At 70.4% G+C, this 19,045-nt stretch carries 13 protein-coding genes; 9 read left to right on the top strand and 4 right to left on the bottom strand.

Annotated elements, in window-relative coordinates; genetic code table 11:
• Positions 1–16 precede the first annotated feature (16 nt).
• A complete protein-coding gene (locus tag GF068_RS01370; RefSeq protein WP_240806563.1) occupies positions 17–4,192 on the top strand; it encodes an MYXO-CTERM sorting domain-containing protein in 4,176 nt (1,391 codons plus the stop codon).
• Positions 4,193–4,243: 51 nt separating this feature from the next.
• Here GF068_RS01370 and GF068_RS01365 read toward each other — a convergent pair whose 3' ends face one another.
• From GF068_RS01365 to GF068_RS01355, 3 genes are all read right to left on the bottom strand, one after another.
• The gene (locus tag GF068_RS01365) at positions 4,244–4,504 is read right to left on the bottom strand and encodes a hypothetical protein (RefSeq protein ID WP_153817479.1); all 261 of its coding nucleotides are present in this window, start codon (positions 4,502–4,504) and stop codon (positions 4,244–4,246) included.
• Positions 4,505–4,690: 186 nt separating this feature from the next.
• Positions 4,691–5,872, bottom strand: coding sequence for a serine/threonine-protein kinase (locus tag GF068_RS01360; protein WP_153817478.1), 1,182 nt, complete (start codon positions 5,870–5,872; stop codon positions 4,691–4,693).
• A gap of 105 nt (positions 5,873–5,977) precedes the next feature.
• Positions 5,978–7,396 carry a hypothetical protein gene (locus GF068_RS01355; protein ID WP_153817477.1) on the bottom strand — a complete coding sequence of 473 codons (1,419 nt, stop codon included), beginning with the start codon at positions 7,394–7,396 and terminating at the stop codon, positions 5,978–5,980.
• Positions 7,397–7,734: 338 nt separating this feature from the next.
• On the opposite strand from GF068_RS01355, the gene GF068_RS01350 reads away from it, so the two are divergent.
• The 8 genes from GF068_RS01350 to GF068_RS01315 all read left to right on the top strand — a co-directional run bounded on the left by GF068_RS01350 (position 7,735) and on the right by GF068_RS01315 (position 18,586).
• Complete coding sequence (locus GF068_RS01350; RefSeq protein WP_338046153.1) at positions 7,735–9,588, top strand: L,D-transpeptidase; 1,854 nt, start codon at positions 7,735–7,737, stop codon at positions 9,586–9,588.
• Between the two features lie 191 nt (positions 9,589–9,779).
• Positions 9,780–10,796, top strand: coding sequence for a tetratricopeptide repeat protein (locus GF068_RS01345; RefSeq protein WP_153817476.1), 1,017 nt, complete (start codon positions 9,780–9,782; stop codon positions 10,794–10,796).
• A 20-nt stretch (positions 10,797–10,816) separates the two neighbouring features.
• On the top strand, positions 10,817–11,308 hold the full coding sequence (locus tag GF068_RS01340; protein WP_153817475.1) for a hypothetical protein: 492 nt from the start codon (positions 10,817–10,819) through the stop codon (positions 11,306–11,308).
• A gap of 18 nt (positions 11,309–11,326) precedes the next feature.
• Positions 11,327–13,552: a DEAD/DEAH box helicase gene (locus GF068_RS01335; RefSeq protein ID WP_153817474.1), complete on the top strand. Its 2,226-nt coding sequence runs from the start codon at positions 11,327–11,329 to the stop codon at positions 13,550–13,552.
• Positions 13,553–13,662: 110 nt separating this feature from the next.
• Complete coding sequence (locus GF068_RS01330) at positions 13,663–14,340, top strand: hypothetical protein (protein ID WP_153817473.1); 678 nt, start codon at positions 13,663–13,665, stop codon at positions 14,338–14,340.
• 60 nt (positions 14,341–14,400) lie between these two features.
• Positions 14,401–15,882 carry a TolC family protein gene (locus GF068_RS01325; RefSeq protein ID WP_153817472.1) on the top strand — a complete coding sequence of 494 codons (1,482 nt, stop codon included), beginning with the start codon at positions 14,401–14,403 and terminating at the stop codon, positions 15,880–15,882.
• A gap of 116 nt (positions 15,883–15,998) precedes the next feature.
• The gene (locus GF068_RS44090) at positions 15,999–16,970 is read left to right on the top strand and encodes a hypothetical protein (protein ID WP_206079376.1); all 972 of its coding nucleotides are present in this window, start codon (positions 15,999–16,001) and stop codon (positions 16,968–16,970) included.
• Between the two features lie 53 nt (positions 16,971–17,023).
• Positions 17,024–18,586 (top strand): 3,4-dehydroadipyl-CoA semialdehyde dehydrogenase, encoded by a 1,563-nt coding sequence (locus tag GF068_RS01315; RefSeq protein WP_153817471.1) that lies wholly within the window; start codon positions 17,024–17,026, stop codon positions 18,584–18,586.
• A gap of 3 nt (positions 18,587–18,589) precedes the next feature.
• On the opposite strand, the gene GF068_RS01310 is transcribed toward GF068_RS01315, so the two are convergent.
• The gene (locus GF068_RS01310) at positions 18,590–19,036 is read right to left on the bottom strand and encodes a CAP domain-containing protein (RefSeq protein ID WP_170319246.1); all 447 of its coding nucleotides are present in this window, start codon (positions 19,034–19,036) and stop codon (positions 18,590–18,592) included.
• Positions 19,037–19,045 lie beyond the last annotated feature (9 nt).

The raw sequence follows: 19,045 nt of genomic DNA, 5'->3' as shown, positions 1-19,045 counted from the left end.
TTCGGAGGTCTTCGCCATGCCTCGCTTTCTAAGACATCTCATCGGGATCATGGTCGTGATCCTCATCGCCGGCTGTGCCGGTGGTGGTTGCTCGAGCGGGTGCTCGGGCTGCGGCATGACACCCCTGCCCGGCGGCTTCGATCCCAACGCGCGGATCGAGAACGCCGGCTCCGTGCGGCTCACGCAATCCGGGCTCACCTTCCTCGAGCAGAACCTCGGGCCTCTGGCCAAGAGCCTCCTCGGCGGCAGCGGGAGCGGCGGCATCGTCACGTTCCCCGTGCCTTCGACGAGCGGGTCGACCGCTGGCATCGGGTACGACGTTTGCCCCGGCGGCCCCAACGAGAACGCGAGCCCGCCGAAGTGCGTCGCGGAGATCGACGTCGGCAACGCCCAGCTCAACATCGACACCGCGACTCCGCACAACATCAAGATCACGGGCCCGCTGCCGATCCGGCTCCAGGATCTGCCGATCGACGTCTCGTACTTCGGCATCCCCGACAGCGCCACGGCGCGCCTCACGGGCAACGGCTGCACCACGCCGGCCGCGTTCGCCAACGTCGATCTGAACGTCGACATCTCGATCGAGGTCGACACGAACGAGGCGCACTCGCGGTACGGCTACTCGCGCGTCAAGGTCAACGCCCTGAACATCAACGAGAGCCAGCTCGAGAACTCGCTCGAGTTCTGCGGCGGCGGCTTCTCGAACTTCATCCTCAACACGATGAAGGGCGTCGTCTTCGATCTGCTCGTCGGCGAGCTCATCGGCACGCTCCAGGGCACGGTCGAGGAGCAGCTCTGCCAGCAGGCGAACCCCGAGCTCAACCCCCCCTGCCCGCTCGGCACGAACGACGTGGGCGGCGTTTGTCGTTATGGAACGAACGAGGGAGACGAGTGCGCCTCGATCATCCTCGGCACCGACGGCAACGTGGATCTGAGCAGCGCGCTCGCGAGCGTGTCGCCGGGCTCGAAGGGCGGCCTCGACATCCTCTTCGCCGTCGGCGGCGCGAGCCAGCGGACGGACAACAGCGGCTTCGCGTGGGGTGATCTCAACCCGATCGACGGCGGCGCGACGCTCGGCATGTACGGCGGCGCGGAGCCCACGCCCATCTCGCAGTGCGTGAAGTTCTCGGACATGCCGCTGCCCACGGGCATACCGATCCCCGACGAGCTCGTGAGCAACACGGTCTCGAACTGGCCCGCGGGGCTCGACGGCCCGCACGTCGGGATCGCGGTCTCCGAGCGGTTCGCGAACTACGCGATGAACGGCTTGTACAACAGCGGCTTCCTCTGCCTCGGCATCTCGACCGAGACGGTGCCGCAGCTCGCCTCGGGCACGCTCTCGTTGCTCGCGAACTCGCTCAAGGACCTCGGCCTGCAGCGCGAGCCGCAGCAGGTCGCGCTCGTCATCCGGCCGGGCAAACCCCCGACGGTCACGTTCGGCAACGGCACGGACATCAACGCGGATCCGCTCATCCGCGTGAAGCTCGAGCAGGCGTCGTTCGACTTCTACATCTGGTCGACGGATCGCTTCATCCGCTTCATGACCGCGACCTTCGATCTCGACGTCCCCGTGAACCTCACGGTGACGCCGGACGGCCTCTTGCCGGTGCTCGACAAGATCGGCGTGTCGAACGGCGTGGTCACGAACTCCGAGCTCCTCAAGGAGGATCCGGCGGTCATCGCGGGCGCGCTCGGGGGCCTGCTCGGCGGCCTCGGTTCGCAGTTCCTCGGCGGGATCAGCGCGATCGATCTGGCGGGCGCGCTCGAGTCGCTCGGCCTCACGCTCACGATCCCCGAGACGGTCGAAGGCCAGGGCTCGCCCGGCCTGCGCAAGCTCTCGAAGGAGAGCGACAGCTACCTCGGCGTCTTCGCGACGCTCGGCGTCGGCGCGGCCAACCCCGCGGCCCCGAGCCCCGGCTCGGCGGTGAAGGCGGAGCCGATCGAGACGACGGCGCGCGTGATCGAGAAGAAGCTCGATCGCACGGGCTTCCGTCTCGGCACGGTGGACGAGGAGAACGCGCCGCTCGTGACGCTCGAGTTCGCGTCGCCGACCGACACGGGCGTGGTGCCCGTCGAGTACTCGTACCGCGTCGATCGCGGCATGTGGAAGCCGTTCACCCGCGAGCGTACGGTGGACGTGCGCGACGAGTGGCTGCGCCTGCAGGGTCCGCACACGGTGAGCGTGCGCTCGCGCATCGTGGGCAAGCCCGAGACGCTCGACGAGACGCCGGCCGAGATCGAGCTGGTGATCGACGCCGAGCCGCCGGTCATCCAGGTCAGCGAGGTGCAGGCGGATGACCGCGTGATCGTCGAGGTGCGTGACGTCGTCGGCGGTGGCGGCGAGACCCGCGCGCGTTACCGGCTCGACGGCGGCGCGTGGTCCGCGTGGAAGCCCGCGAGCGAGCTCGGGGCGATCGACGTGGGCGAGTCGGCCGAGATCGACGTCGAGGCCGAGGACGCCGAGGGCAACGTGGCCGAGGCTTCGCAGGCGCTCATCCGTGGTCGCGTGACCGACGTGGCCGAGGGCTGCGGCTGCTCCGTCGTCGGCGACGATCGCACGCAGGGCAAGCCGATGTGGCTCGTGGGGCTCGCGCTGCTCGGCGTGGCGCTCCGGTTCGGCCGTCGTCGCGCGCAGAAGCCCGCTTCCGCGGAGCCCGCGGCGGCGGCGCCTGCCCGTCGCGCCTCGTCGCGCCGCACGATGCGCGCCCTCTCCGGGCTCGTGGTCCTCGGCGCGGTGGGCTCGTTCGCTGGTTGCAGCAGCGACCCCGACACCGACGTCGCGTCGGGGTACACCTGCGTCGCGCCGGCCTGCGTCACGCTCGATCCGGGCCTGATCGGCGCGTACACGTCGGTCGCGGTCTCTGGCTCGACGATCTGGGTCGCCGGGTACGTCGAGGCGGACTGGTCGAACGAAAATAGCTGGGGTGATCTCGCCGTCGGCACATGGGACGGCACGAGCGTCGGCTGGAAAGCGATCGACGGCGTGCCTGCCGATCCTCCGGTCGACCCGACGAAGTTCAACAAGAACGACTTTCGGGGCGGCCAGCTCGAGCCGGGCGACGACGTCGGCACGTGGACGAGCATCGCCATCGACGGGAACAACAACCCCGCCGTCGCCTATTATGATCGTACGAACCGCGCCCTCAAGTTCGCCCAGCGCAGGGGCGAAGCGTGGAACATCGTCACGGTCGAGAAGAAGGCCCAGGCCGACATCGGCCGGTACGCGAAGCTGCTCATCACCGGCGGCGACAAACCCACGATCGCGTACCTCTCGATCGAGCCTGGCAAGGACGGCGCCATCAGCTCGAAGGTCCGCCTCGCCACGGCGACGAGCGCCACGCCCACGGACGCCGACTGGACGTTCGAGGACGTGGCGGTCGACGACGCCACGCCCTGCCGCGCCTACTACTGCAGCCTCGGCGACGTGTGCGTGCAGGAGACGGGTCGATGCCAGGCGAAGCTCACGACCTGCGATCCCAAGTGCGGTTCGGGCTCGGCGTGCGTCGACATCGCCGGTCAGACGACCTGCGCGGACACGTTCGACGCCTCGAAGATCGACACCTACCCCGAGGCCGCGGGCGACTACATCTCCCTCGCGCAGGATCCCTCGGGCAACCTCGGCCTCGCGTTCTACGATCGCATCCGGGGCAACCTGGTGATCGCCTCGAAGAACATGGGCATGTGGCAGACCATGATCGTCGACGGGCAAGCGGCCGACGGCACGGACACCGGTGACATGGGCATCGGCGCTTCGCTTTTCATCGACGAGAAGGGCGACTGGCACATCTCCTACGTCGACGGTTTGTCCGAGGGCCTGCGTTACGCGCAGGTCACGAAGGGCGCGACCGTGAAGCTCACGGGCATCGTGGACAACGGCCTCACGGTCGACGGGATGATGAACTTCGACGACGGGCAACACCTCGTCGGCGACGACTCGTCGATCTTCGTCGGTCCGAGCGGCGAGATCCACATCAGCTACCAGGACGCGACGGCCGGGAAGCTGCGTTATGCCGTCGGCACGCCGACCGGTGATCAGATCACCTGGAAGGTGCGCGCGATCGATCAGGCTGGCTTCGCCGGCGCGTTCTCGCGTCCGATTACGGTCGAGGGCCAGTTGATGCTCGTCAACTGGTGGCGCCACCTCGACGCGGAGGGCGCCCCGCGCGGCGACGTCGCGATCGTCAAGCCCTGAACCACGACGAGGGCGCGCTCTGCAGGGGCGCGCCCTCCCCTGCCCTTCAACTCACGCCGCGGCGATCTCCGCGGCCGTCTCCAGCAGCATCTCGCGCGTGGCCGGGCCGTTCACCCGCGCCCGCTCCGCGGCGACGAGCTCGAGCAGCTCCTGCTTCGTGGCGACGCCGGAGTCGAGCAGCGCCCGCATGTACCCGTCGACCGCGCCCTGCGCCTTGGCGAGCTTCGTGTAGCTCTCGCCCGCGCCTTGCGCGCGGAGGGCCTCGTTCAACATCAGCTTGAGCTCCGCCAGCATCTCGCTCTTGCGTCGCATGAGACACCTCTCCCGATCCGGCAGGCTGCCGCCTCGGCCGCGCACCACGCGCAGGCTCCTGGGTCGGTCCTCGCCACCCGGCCGCGCGACGGCGCGCCGGATCGCCGGTACACGTCGTCCCCTATCCGAGGCGCGCGCGTCGGGCCAAATTGTCGATCGTTTTTCCGAGCAGGTCGGGCTCGACGCTCAGGACGAGCTGCCCTGGGCCAGGCGGCCGAGCGCGCTGTCCGCGAGCGTCGGATCGAGGCGGCCGAGCGCGACCGTCGGGCCCTTCTGCGGCACGAGCACCACCCGGCAGCGACCTCGCGCGGCGGGCATCAGGTTCGTCAGGGCGAAGTCGATCGCGATGGAGACGGCCACGAGCAGCGCGCCCATGCCGAGCAGATCCGGCGAGCCCGCGCGCGCACCGTCGACGAAGAGCGAGATGCCCACGTAGCTGCCGATCGCCAGCGCGAACAGGCCCGCGTACATCGCGAGCCGCGGATACCGCACCTCGCGCGCCACGCGCGTGAGCCCCTCGACCGGGAAGACCATCTCCCGCTCGCGCACCGTACGCCCGAGCAGCTCCGTCTTCGCGAGCACCGTGATCGATCGCGGCGAGACCCGCATCTCCGCGGGACAGCGGTACCGCAGCACGAAGCGCCCGAGCAGGCGGGCGACCGGGAGAACGAAGAGCAGCCCCGTCACGGCGAGCAGCACGAGCGCCAGCGGCCCTCGCGGCGGCGGCACGAGCTCACCGGCGGCCGCGGCGGCGCCGGGCTTGCGCGCGTCCTGGAGGAGCGCGCGCACCACGGGATCACGCGCCTCGGCTGCGAGCGTCTGGGCCTCGTCCCGCGCTGCGAGCGACGAGCTCGCGCCGAGCGCTGCGGCCACCACGAGCGCCCCAGCTCGGCCGACGAGCGGCGCGGCGCCTTCGTCGGCTCTCTTCACGAGGGCCGCGGCTTCTCGCCAGAGCCCGTCGGCCTTCGGGCCGAGCGCCGCGTCGATCGCGGAGAGCGCGTCGAGCGGCGTGTGCGCGGCGACCCACGCGAGCGCCTCGATCACGCGCCGCTCGGCCTCCACGCCTTCCGGCGGGGCGAGCGCGATGCCGCGGGCGAGGAGCGCGGACAGGAGCGCGCGTGTCGCGGGCCCCGTGGGCTCGTTCGGGCTCCTCTCGAGGGCGGCGAGCACGTTGCCGAAGGGGGTCTCGGCGTCCTCGCTCGAGAGCCCGAGGCGCGCGGCGGCGTCACGGGCCCCGTCGGGCAGCGAGGTCCTTCGCTCGTCGGCGCAGGCGAACGCGATGGCGTGGACGAGGCGGGCCAGATCGTCGCCGCGCGGATGACTGGCGAGCTCGGCGAGGACTTCGTGAGGCGTTTGATCGGCAGGCATGGCGTGCTCTGTCGCGCGTCGCGCGCGGGTCGACTTAACCGAACGCGCGCGTCCTGGCTAGTCTTCCGGTCCTTTCGAAGGTCGTGTGGCCTGGGCCAGCGCGCATCAAGGCGCCTTTTTCCCGGCCTCTTCCGCGGCCTTCGCTTGTTTTGCGAGCTGCTGCTCGACGGCGCTCATGATGTATTTGAGCTGCTTGTTCGTCACGTGCGTGGTGGCGCGGACCAGGTCTCCCTCGGCGGTGAACGGCGTCGGACCGAGGACCTCGAACCGGCCGATGAAGGGGATTTCCACCTTCCGGAAGCCCTCGACGATCGGGCCGAGCTCGTCGGCGTGCTTCTGGGCGAGGGCCGCGTCCTTGTCCAGGGCCTCGAGCAGCACGTCGGCCCCGCCGTCGTCCGTCGGCGTCACCGAGAGCCGCAGCCACTTGAACGTGTCGGGGATCTGGAAGGGCAGGCCCTTGAAGGCCCGGTGCGGCGTGACCATCGAGAGCGCGATCCCGACGGCGCTCGACTTGTTGAAGCCCTTGGTCGACTTCACCTTGGCGAGCTCGCCCTTCGCGTCGGCGGGCAGGACGACGAGCATCCGTTTGCCCGGGACCAGCGCGAAGATGCGCTCGCCCTTGTCGGCCTTGGCGATCGCCGCGGGCACGGGCGTGTCCTCGAGCCAGCGCCCCGGCGGATCGCTGCGCTTGACGATGGCGTCGACCGCGGCGCGGATCTTCGGCTCGGGCACGTTGAAGTCCATCACCGCCACGACCTTGCGCGAGTCCCGGAACTGCGGCCCGGCGATGAGCAGGTGATCGAGGTCGCGGATCGGATCGATCGGCGTGTCCTTGAAGAACGACTGCCACTGCGGGATGCCCACGAGGATCCGGCTGAACCACGTCCCGAGCTCGTGCTTGCGGATCCTGTCGCCGGCGATGAGCACCTGGACGTTCGGGTTCTTCGCGGCGACATTCGCGGCCGAACCTGCGACCGCGAGTGGATCCTTGAGCTTTGGCCCGCCGGCGTCCGCGCCCGCGTCGGGCAGCGCCGCGACGGGCGCCGGGGCCTCTGCGTCGGGACCTGCGTCCGCGGCGGCGACCGCTTCCGCATCCGGGCCGGCGTCGGGCAGCTCCGCGATCGGCGCTCCCGCGTCCGGGGTCTCCGCGCCTGCATCCGCTTCGAGCGGCGCGGCGTCGGGCGCGCCTGCGTCTGCGTCGTCTGCGTCCGGGCCTGCGTCCGGCGCCTCTGCGTCCGGGCCTGCGTCGGCCGGCTCTGGCTTCTTCTTGGGCTTGGGCTTTGGCTCGGCTGCTTTCGTGGGTTCGGCGCTGGGATCGGGCTCTGCGACGCCGGGCTCCGGGTCCGGCGCGGGCGCGGGCTCTGCGGTTTCTCCGGGCACGAGGTCGAGATCGATCGGGATCACGACCTCTCCATCCATGTCGACCATCGACATCTCTTCGCCGAAGAGCAGCGAGAGCCATGCGAACAGCCGCGTCGGGAGCAGCGGCACGTGCAGGAGGAGCGCGACCGTCAGGGCAACCACGAAGGCGCGCGGAGCGGCCGCGCGCACCCGCGAGAGGGGTGTGGCCGGCGCCGCTTTCGTGTCTTGCCGGCCACGGGGCCGCGTCCGCTGCTCCACGGACCCTACGGTAGCAGCGCTGCGCCGGGCGTCATGGGCGTGCGTGCTCCTTGGCACGGTCCTTCCACGGGCCTTTGTTCTCCCTTTTGCAGAGAACTGGATCGACGATGCAAGACCGGGTACGAAGACCCCCGAGCCCGTCTGTTCGAGAAGACGAGGCGCTTTTTTCGGCGATGGGAAGCTCTCCAGTGGATCGGCCTCGGCGTGAACAAGATCGGCCCCGCGCGGCGATGAACTCGCGCGTGCCCGCCGTTCGTGAACCTGCGCCTGCGCCCTCTCCCGAGGTCAAGGCGCCTTCGACCGTCATGGCGAGCGCCTTCGGCTTCGCGGTGGCCGCGGGGCTCGCGGGCGCGGTCGCGTGGGCCAGCGGTTGCCATGGAGACGCGCCGCCTGGCGCCTCCGTCGACAAGCCCGCTCGCGCGAGCCAGCTCCCGGCTCCGCCGCCCACGACCCCGCCGGCCCCCAGGTCCTCGGCGCGTGTCGCCGCGGCGACCCCGGCCGACGCGCAGGACGCGGGCGTCGACGCAGCGGCCGACGCGAGCGTCGCCGAAGCCGAGAAGCCCTACACCGGCCCGCTCCTCGGGGCGCTGGCGGTGCAGACGCCGGTCTATCCGTCGATGGAGTCGAGCAAGAAGCGGCTCGGCTACATCCGGCTCGGCGGCAAGGTCCCGGTGGATCCGAACCCCACGAAAAACGCCTCCTGCCAGGCTGGCTGGTACCGCTTGCTCGACGGCGGCTACGTCTGCGGCAAGTACGCGACCACGGACCTCAACAATCCTCAGGTCCGCATGGGCATCACCGCCCCGAACCTCGAGGAGGTGCTCCCCTACCGCTACGCCTACAACACGGCGCATGGCACGCCGCTCTACCGATCCGTCCCCTCGAAGGAGGACATGATCAGGTACGAGCCGTACCTGGAGATGGCCAAGAAGGCCAAGCGCAAGAAGAAGGCCGCCGAGGAGGCTGCGAAGGCCGCCGAGGAAGAGGCCGCGGCGGCGAAGGATCAGACGGCTTCGGCATCGGCGACGCCCTCGGCGAGCGCCTCGGCGGCGGCTGACGCCCCGACGACGCCGGCGAGCCAGGAAGGCGCTCCGAGCGCTCCGAGCGCGCCGTCGGCCATGCCTTCGGCGGAGGTCGCGGCGATGCTCGACGCGGGTCCTCCGGTCGAGGAGCCGGCGAAGCCCTGGTGGCAGCAGATCGAGCCGGGCAAGCCTGTCAACGTCACGCTGAAGGAGCTCGAGTCCGAGGCGGACGGCACCGTCGCCAAGCGCATGGTGAAGGGCTTCTTCGTCGCGGTGGACAAGACGTTCTCGTGGAACAGCCGTAGCTGGTACAAGACGACCGCGGGCCTCGTCGCGCCGAGCGACCGCATGTACATCGTCAAGCCGCCGACCTCGCAGGGCATCGACGTCCCCGAGGGCGCGAAGCAGGTCGGCTTCATCCTCGCGACCAAGTCGTCGAAGTTCGAGATCGACGAAGAGCAGAAGACCGTGAAGGTGAAGGGGCCGGCGCCTCGGTTCACCGCGGTCGGGCTCACGGGCGTCACGGCGACGGTGAAGTCGGTCGTGTACCGGCAGACCACCGAGGGCTGGTGGATGAAGGGCGTCGACGCCACGTACACCGAGCCTGGGCCTCCGCCCGCGGATCTCGCGCCCGGCGAGAAGTGGATCGACGTCAACCTCACGCGGAAGACGCTGCTCGCGATGGAGGGGGACAAACCCGTCTACGCGGCGCTCGTGTCGCCGGGTCGGAGGTCGAAGAACAAGAAGAAGGATCACTCGACGGTGAAGGGCACGTTCCGGATCCGCGAGAAGCACGTCGCCGTGACCATGGATGGCGACGGCACGGTCGCGGGCGACTTGCCGTACAGCATCGAGGACGTCCCGTACGTCGCGTACTTCGAGGGTTCGTACGCGCTGCATGGTGCCTTCTGGCACTCGAACTTCGGCCGCGAGATGAGCCACGGCTGCGTGAACCTCTCGCCGCTCGACGCGAAGAAGATCTTCTTCTGGAGCGAGCCTCGCCTGCCGCGCGGCTGGCACGCGGTCTGGTCCACGCCCGAGAACCGCGGCACGCTCATCGTCGTCCACGATTGACGCTCCCGAAAAATCCGAGAACCCAACCTCCCTGGCCCCTCTGGACATACCAGCCGAGCCAGCAGCCCCTACCCGGGGTAGGCCCGAACGAAGCGCAGCGGAGTGAGGGCCGTAGGGGGCGGGCCATCGAGCCCGCCCCCTCTTGAACAACTTGACGCGGGGCGGAGGAGGGAACAGTTGTTGAGGCCGTCATGGACCAGTTCTCGGCCCACCTCGATCGCGGGTGGGATCTCGTTCAGCGTGGGGATACCCGCGGCGCCGAGGCTTCGGCGCGCCGAGCGCTGGAGCTCGATCCCAATTCTCCCGAGGCTCACAACCTCCTGGGTTACGTCGCGGCCCTCGAAGGCGACGGCGAGGAGGCGATCGAGAATTATCGGCAGGCCATCGCCCTCGATGACACCTACCTCGAGGCCATGCTCAACGCGGCCGAGGTGTACATCCATCCGCTCGGCGAGTACGACCAGGCGATCGAGATGTGCGACCAGGCCCTCGATCTCGCCGAGGTCGACGAGGAGATCATCGATGCCCTCCTCCTCAAGTTCGATGCCCTCCTCGCGAAGGGGGACACGGAGGAGGCCGCTCGTGTCGTCGAGCGGATTCCGAGCGGGCCGTACGACAACCCCAATCATACCTTCCTCGTCGGGCGCGCGCTTTACGAGATCGGGCAGACGGAGCGGGCCGCGCGGCTCGTGGAAGAGGCGGCGATGAAGGATCCGCGGCACGTGGAGGCGTACTACTACCTCGGGCTCGTGCGCGACGAACGCGGCGACATGCGGGGCGCGACGCAGGCCTTCTTGCATGCGCGTGAGCTCGACATCGAGATGGGGCTGCCTCCCTGGGCGCCGGGGCGCGAGGCGTTCGCCGGGATCGCGCAGAAGGCGATCGCCGGGCTGAACCCGGTCTTGCGTCGGTACGTCGATGCGGCCGACGTGTACGTCTCCGACGTCCCCGGCATGGAGCTCGTGGCCGAGGGCGTCGACCCGCGAGCGCTCGTCTTGCTGGATGGGCTCATGTCGGACGACCTCTCTCGTGGCGGGCGCGCGGATGTGCCTTGCGCGCGGATCTTCGTGTATGCGATCAACGTGGCCAGGCTCGCTGGCAGCGTCGAGGGCATCGAGCGGGAGATCAGCCTCGCGCTCGAGCGGGAGATCACCGCGACCTTCCTCGAGGCCGAGCAGGCCGAACGCCCGGAGAGCGAGCTCAACTGACGGGCGCGGATCGTTCGCCGATGGATGCCGCTCCCGAGAGGCCGAAGAGGCCCGTATCCGCCCGAAGGCGCGGCCGCACGGTCGCGGGGGCGATTTATTACGGCATCATCGGCGCGACCTGCCTCGCGGGCACCATCCAGATCTCCGTGCAGGTGTTCTTCACGGAGCACCCCCCTTCCCCGTACGGGGCTTGCCATGAGGGCCTCCGGGCGCTCATCGGGGCCGTCGATCGGGCCCGGGCGGCGGCGCCCGGCACGGACGGCGAGGACGGGGCGATCGCGCGGTTTCGGGCGGCGCTCGAGCCCGAGTGGCAGTACTTCGAGGGCGTCGCGACCACCTGCAAGGCGTCGGCGAAGGACAAGGGCGCTCTCGACGCCATCGAGCGGCTCCGCTATGCGGAGGAACATGCAGCGCGGCGGGAGGCTTCGGACCTGGCCCCGCTGCGGCGCCAGGTGCAGGAGATCGTGAACACCGATCTCGCGAAAGCCAGCGCACCCCCCAAGGGCCCCTGATATCCAGAGCGGCGACGAATGACAGACCAGAATCCCACCTCCCAGGGCGCGAACGCCTCCGAGGCTCGCACGAGTGATCCCGCAGCGACGGCCGGCCAGGCGGCCGCGACCGCGCCGACCTTCGAGGTCTTGCCCCTCTCGAGCGAGCTGCGCGAGACGCTGGCCGAGATCGGCTACATGAACCCCACGCCGGTGCAGGTCGCCGTGTGGGAGCCCGCGACGCGCGGGCGCGACGCCGTGGTGCAAGCGCGCACCGGCACCGGAAAGACGGCGGCCTTCGGGCTCCCGATCGTCGATCACCTCGTGAAGCGCTCGGTCGCGCACGTGCAGGTCTTGGCGCTTTGCCCCACGCGTGAGCTCGCGCTCCAGGTGACGGCCGAGATCGAGCGGCTCGGCAAGCGCAAGGGCGTGCGTGTCGTGCCCGTGTACGGCGGCGCGCCGATGCCGCGGCAGATCGACGCGATCGCGGCGGGCGCGCAGGTCATCGTGGGCACGCCCGGTCGCGTGCTCGATCACCTGCGCCGCGGCACGCTCGATCCGAAGGGCATCCGCCTGCTCGTGCTCGACGAGTGTGACGAGATGCTCTCGATGGGCTTCGAGCGCGAGCTCAGCGCGATCCTCGAGCGTTTGCCCGAGAACCGCCAGACGCTCCTCTTCTCGGCCACCTTGCCGCCCGACATCGAGCGGATGGCGAAGAGCAAGCTCAAGAACCCCGAGTTCGTCACGCTCTCGGGTGATCACGTCGGCGCGCTCTCCATCGATCACTTCGTGTACATGGTCGCGGGCGACAAACTCGGCGCGCTCGTCCGCGTGATCGAGGTCGAGAACCCGGAGAGCGCGGTCATCTTCTGCAACACGCGCGACGAGACCGAGCGCGTGGCGAGCGCGCTGCAACGCCAGGGCTTCGACGCCGACTGGCTGAGCGGCGAGCTTGCGCAGGCGGATCGCGAGAGGGTCATGAGCGCGACGCGCGAGGGGCGGCTGCGCTTCCTCGTCGCCACCGACGTGGCCGCGCGCGGGATCGACATCTCGCTGCTCACGCACGTCATCAACTACGACTTCCCGCAGGACGCCGAGTCCTACGTCCACCGCACGGGCCGCACCGGACGCGCGGGCCGAACGGGCACCGCGATCTCGCTCATCGCGCCGCAGGACATCGGCGGCCTCTACCTGATGCGGCTCACCTACAAGATCAAGCCGATCGAGCGGCAGATCCCGACCGAGGGCGAGCTCAAGACGCGGGCCGAGGCCGATCTCGTCAACATGCTCGCCGAGGCGTTCGCGCCGAAGGGGACGCACCCGGACGATCTCTCCCTCGCGCGGCGCATCCTCTCGCACGACGCCTCCGAGCGGATCCTCGCGGGGCTCTTGCGGGATCACCTGGGCGCGCGGCCCACGGCGCGTGACGAAGCGGCGGCCGCGCGGCGCACGGGTCCTGCGCCGAAGCGCGTCGAGGAGGCGGCGCCTGCTCCGGCGAAGGCCGAGGCCAAGGCGCCGCGCGAGCCGCGTGAAGAGAGGCCGCGCCGCGAGCGTGAGCCACGCGTCGTGAGTGAGGATCGTCCTCGTCGCGAGGAGCGCGAGGATCGTCCTCGTCGCGAGGAGCGTGAGGAGCGCGCCGCCGGCGAGGAGCGCGAGCCGCGGGAGCGTCGGCCGCGGGGTCGTCGTGAGGGTCGGCCCGAGATGCCGCGGCCCGTCCGCGCGCGCGCGGGCGAGGAGGTCGCGCCGACGCCCGTGAGCGCGGCCGAGCCCTTGCCGCCGCCGAAGACGCGCGCGGCGGCGCCCGTTCGTCACTCCGATTTCACGAGCTGGCAGCCGCCGGAGGAGGAGGGCGACGACGAGCCGATCCTCGGCGACGCGGCGCACGCGACCGCGCGTGAGCCTGCGCGTGAGGTCCCGCGCGAGGTGGGCCTCGACGACACGGATCCGGGTCGTTCGCAGGAGGGTTCGTCCGGGGACTACGCCGAGGTCTTCGTCAGCGTGGGCCGCCGTGACGGCGTGCGCGCGGCCGACCTCCAGGCGCTCCTGCTCGACCAGATCGGCCTCGACAAGGCCGATGTCAAGCGGATCCGCGTCCGCGAGCGCAACGCCTTCGTCAGTGTTCGTCGCGCCGAGCTCGCGCGTGCTGTCGCGGGCTTGTCGGGCGCGACGCTTGCCGGTCGCACCGTGAGCGCCGAGCCGGCGCGCGAGCGCACCGGCGCGGGCGGCGAAATCGACGCGGACGCTGCCGGCGCCGTCGAGCCCTGAGCGAGGGCTCTCCGCCCTCGGTCGACGCTCGGGGGGGCGTCTGCCATCGGCGTTTTGCTCACCAAAAGCCCTGCTGGCGGAGCGCGCGCGAAGGTCGTATCCCCTTGGATATGGCGCGGCGTGGATGGGAGGACGAGGTCGGAAGGCTCCGGCGCGAGGTCGACGGCGCGATCGCCGCGGGCCTCGGCGTCGAAGACATCCTCCCTCTGCTCGCGCGTATCACTCGCATCGCCGAGCCGGGCAGCGAGCCTTGGGTCGCGGCGCATCGCCAGCTCGCCGAGCTCGGCGTCGAGCACGACCCTTGGCGCGCCGCGCTCTTCGCGCGCAAGGTCCTCGCGCACGACGGCCGGGACGATGGCGCCTGGGCCGTCATGGGCCTCGCGCAGTCGCTCCTGCGCAACTTCCGGTATGCCGCGCGCGCCTACGAGCGGGCCCTCGCGCTCTCGCCGGACAACCCCTGGTACGCGCACAACCTCGGCCACCTCTACGACGTCGCCTTGGACAGGCCCCACGACGCGCTCCCCTTGCTCGCGAAGGCCAGCGAGGCGGAGCCCGAGGAGGTGGACATCGCCGCGAGTTACGCGCACGCCCTGGCGCGCTCGGGCAAGCTCGTTCTCGCCAAGCGCGTGCTCAAGCGCGCCATCCGGCGTGGCGCCACCGCCGATCAGATGGCGCTCTGGCGCTGGCTCGACGCGGGCGCGCCCGAGAGCGAGGAAGGCTCGGGCCGCGAGCGGCGCGGCAAACCGAAGAAGCAGCGAGCCCGCCCGAGGCCTGTCGCGCGCGACTAACTGCTGCTCGGATCTCGCTTCCCGCTTGTCGTCGCGCGCGTGGTGGTACATCGATGCGCCATGCGCCGTCCTCGCTGGATGCGAGCCTCCCTCGCCACGTCGCTCCTGTCCTCTGCTTTGTTCGTGTCGGCGCCGCTCGCGGCGCAGCAACCGGCGCCGCCGGCCCCGGCCCCGGCTGCGCCGCAAGCGCCCGCGGCGCCTCCGACGATCGCCGTGGACGATCCGCTGCTCGCGCCGGTCCCTGCTGCGCCGAAGACGCTTTCGAACTGGCGCGAGGCGGTCACGCTCGTCGAGACGCGCGCGCCGGATCTGCGCATCGTGGAGGCGGAGGTCGCTCGCGCGGAGGGGCTGAGCGCGCAGGCGCTCGGACGCGCGTTGCCCACGGTCACCGCCACGGGCAGCGTCAACCACAACATGATCCTGTCCGACGGCAGGTACCTCTTCTGCCCGGTGGGCCCGGCGCTCCCTTCGAACCCGGAGAGGACGGCGGGCACGTGCATCATCGACAACACGCCGGCGCAGTACATCCCCGTGCCCTACACGCCCATCCTCCGCGGCGACGTCACGGCGCGTGTCCCCCTCCTCTCGCTCCGCAACTGGTACGCCATCGGCACGGCCAAAAAGAACGCCGACGCGGCGCGCGCCACCGCCTCGGATCGGCGACGGCAGCTCCTCGCGAACCTGGCGAGCGCGATCGTCAATGTCGTCACGACCGAGCGTACGAGTGAGATCAACCGCAGCGGCCTCCGCACCTCGCTCGAGCGCCTCGAGCTCACCAAGCGCAGGGCGCGGCTCGGCACGGGCACGCAGCTCGACGTCGTGCGCGCCGAGCAGGACGTGAACCTCGCTCGCACGCAGATCGTCCAGAGTGACGAGGCGCTCCGGCGCGCGCGTGAGGCGCTTGGCCTCGCGCTCGGCGACAACGTCCCTTATGGCTTGCCGCCCACGATCTCGCTCGATGACATGAAACACAGCATCGAGAGCACGTGCTCCGTGGGCAAACCCGAGGATCGCCCCGACGTCGTCGCGGCGCGCCAGCAGCTCGAGGTGGCCAAGCGCCAGGTCCGGGAGACCCGGCTCGGCTTCCTGCCCACGGCGGACGCGACCACGACGCTCACGGCCATGAACCTCGGCCAGGGCAACCTCAAGAACTACACGTGGACCATCGGCGCGGTCCTCACGATCCCCCTCTACGAGGGCAGCCGCTACGGCGAGGTCCGGACGGCGCGCGCGACCGTGCAGCAGCAGGAGGCGCGGCTCGAGGCGGCCGAGCGGCAGGCGCGGCTCGACGTGCAGCAGACCATGCGGGGCGTCGAGGTCGCGGACCAGGCCCTCGTCATCTCGCAGAAGGCGCGGGATCTCGCGCGCGAGACGGCGCGGCTCACGCAGATCGCGTACGAGGCGGGCACGGCCACGAGCTTCGAGCTCGTCGACTCGGCGCAGCGCCTTCGCCAGGCCGAGCTCGACCTCGCGGTCCGGGAGCTCGAGCTCGTCCGCGCGAGGATGGCGGCCCTCCTCGCGTCGGCCGTTTGTGATGGCTGACCACCTCGCTTCGTTTTCCTCTTTGACCGAGACAGCCGATTCGGATCGCTCCTATCATCGCGGCATGCGTGCTGCCTGACGCGGCGCGCCGACGCTCGATCGAAGGAGAAACCGCCATGGCCAACATGCCTCCCCCGGGCGGGGGGTATCCCCCGGGAGGTCCGCCCGGCTACCCGCCGCAAGGAACGTATCCGCAGCAGGGAGGCGCGTACGGCCCTCCGCAGCCGCAGCAGCCGCAGCAGCAACAGCAGGGGTACGGCCCTCCGCAGCAGCAGCAGCAGCAGCCGGGGTACGGTCCTCCGCAGCAGCAGCAGCAGCCGGGGTACGGCGCTCCGCAGCCGGGGTACGGCCCTCCGATGGGCGGAGATCCGCAGCAGGGGTATGGTGGTCAACCCGGCATGGGATACGGCCCGCAGCCTGGCATGCCGATGGGCGCGCCGCCGATGGGGTTTCCCATGGGCGCGCCGATGCCGCAGCAGCAGGCCCAGGCGGCCGGCTTCAACATCCTCAAGGTCGTGGCCATCGGCGTCGTGGGGCTTCTCGGAGTCATCGGGGTCGTCGGCTTCCTGTGGTGGGGCCACACGCACCCGTCGGTCCGCATCATCAACGTCACGGGCCAGGACGGCGTCTCCGTCACGCTCGACGGTGAGGAGCTCGCCAAGGACCTGAAAAACGCGGCCACGGAGAACGCCTCGGTCGTGGTCACGAAGAACGTGTCCAGCGGCTCGCACAAGCTCGAGGCGAAGGACGCGAGCGGCAAGGTGCTCGAGAGCTTCACCTTCGAGTTCCAATCGGGCTCGAACGGCTACGTGTACGCCCCGGGTCGTACGGCCGACTCCAAGACTTGTTTCGTCCTCCAGACGGACGAGTACAAGACCATCAACATCGGCCTCGGCCAGAAGGACCGCTTCAAGACGCTCGATCCCACGAAGAACCTCTGGGAGCTGCCCACGAAGATCGAGTTCTGGTTCAAGGACACACCCGAGAGCGTCGAGATCAAGACGAAGAAGGGCGACAAGTCGAACAAGTCGGTCACCAAGCGCGCCCTGCGCCAGGCCCGCTGCGACGACCCCGAGTTCATGGACTAGTCCTCGCTCCCGGGTTCCGCGAGACGCGTGTCCGCGGTATAGAGCGCGGACCGATGGAACGACTCGCCAGCTACGTATCAGGTGCCTGGGTTTCCGGCTCCGGCAAGGCCGCCACGCTCGTCAACCCGACGACCGAGGAGCCGATCGCGGAGGCGAGCACCGAGGGGATCGACTTCGCCCGAGCTCTCTCGCACGCGCGTGACGTCGGCGGCCCTCGGCTCCGCGCCCTCTCGTTCGCGCAGCGCGGCGAGCTGCTCCTCGCCTTGTCCCGCGTCATCCACGCGAACCGCGACGCCCTGATCGACGTCGCCATCCAGAACGGCGGCAACACCCGCAGCGACGCGAAGTTCGACATCGACGGCGCCTCCGGCACGCTCGCGTATTACGCCGAGCTCGGCAAGCAGCTCGGCGACGCGCGTTTCCTCGTCGACGGTGAGGGCGAGAAGCTCGGCAGGAGCCCTCGTTTCTTCGGCTACCACGTCCTCGTCCCCCGCGCGGGCGTCGCCGTCCACATCAACGCCTTCAACTTCCCGGCCTGGGGCCTCGGCGAGAAGCTCGCGTGTGCCCTGCTCGCCGGCATGCCCGTCGTCTCCAAGCCCGCGACGAGCACCGCCCTCCTCGCCTCCCGGATCGCGCGCCTCTTCGTCGAGGCGAACATCCTCCCCGAGGGGGCCTTCTCCTTCATCGCCGGCGCGCCCGGCGACATGCTCGATCACCTCGGCGGTCAGGACGTCCTCGCCTTCACCGGCTCCGCCGACACCGGCGCGCGCCTCCGCGCCATGCCGGCCGTCGTCCACGGCTCCGTGCGCCTCAACATCGAGGCCGACAGCCTCAACACGGCCGTCCTCGGGCCCGACGTCGCCTCGGGCTCCGACACGTACCGCATGTTCCTCCGCGAGGTCAGCCGCGACATCACGCAGAAGGCCGGGCAGAAGTGCACCGCCATTCGCCGCATCCTCGTCCCCTCCGCGATCGAGGCCGAGATCAAGGACGAGCTCGTCGCCCTCCTCCGCGACGTCAAGGTCGGCGACCCTGCGCTCGAGGGTGTCACCGTCGGCCCGCTCGCCACGGCCGCGCAGCTCCGCGACATCCGCGCCGGCATCCAGAAGCTATCGGCCGAGGCCTCGATCGTCCTCGGCGACGGCGCCTTCCAGCGCGTCGGCGCGCAGGACGGCAAGGGTTACTTCGTGCCGCCCACGCTCCTCCACTGCAAGGACCCCGACGCCGCGCGTGACGTCCACCAGCACGAGGTCTTTGGCCCCTGCGCCACGATCGTCCCCTACGACGGCTCCTCGGCCCGCGCGACGGACCTCGTTCGTCGTGGCGGCGGCATGCTCGTCGGCTCCGTGTACAGCGACGATCGGGCCTTCGTCACCGACATGATCTTCGGTTTGTCCCCGTACCACGGCCGCCTCTACTTCGGCAGCGAGAAGATCGCCGATCAGACGCCCGGCCCTGGCACCGTCCTCCCGCAGAGCGTGCACGGCGGCCCTGGTCGCGCGGGTGGCGGCGAGGAGCTCGGCGGGCGCCGTGGCCTCGCGTTTTACTCCCACCGCGCCGCGATCCAGGGCGCGCGCCCCATCCTCGAGGCGGCGCTCGATCTGAAGAGCAGCTAGCCGCTACGGCGCCGCACTCTCGCAGCTCGGGTCATCCGCGGCTGCGAGATCCAGCGTCCAGATCGCCGACTCTCCGCCCATCGATCGACCCACGCCGAGCGTCACGAACAGCGCGTTCACGAGCGCGGGTTCTGTCCCCGGATCCATCGCCCACTGCGTGAGCGTCTGCTCGCCGCCGGCGAACCCTTTCGCCAGGAGCTCGGCCATCCCCAGCGTCCCCTCGCATGCCGCGGAGAACCCGGCCTCGCATGCGCGGCTCGCCGTCGTCGATCCGTCCGGCCCGACCTCCTTCAGGTAACCGTTGTCCCGCATGTCGTCGCTGTGCCCCGACGCCGACACGTTCAGCGACGCGCAGACCTTCAGCGCTGGCACGCCTGCGTCTGCGCGCAGGTCGTTCAGCCGACCGACGAGATCACTCTCCACCGCGTCCAGCGGATTTGCCTGGCTCACGCTGTCGGC

The sequence above is a fragment of the Polyangium spumosum genome (assembly GCF_009649845.1).
Lineage (GTDB): Bacteria > Myxococcota_A > Polyangia > Polyangiales > Polyangiaceae > Polyangium > Polyangium spumosum.
Note: the sequence above shows the minus strand (reverse complement) of the source record. Positions and strands in the feature narration are given on the sequence as shown.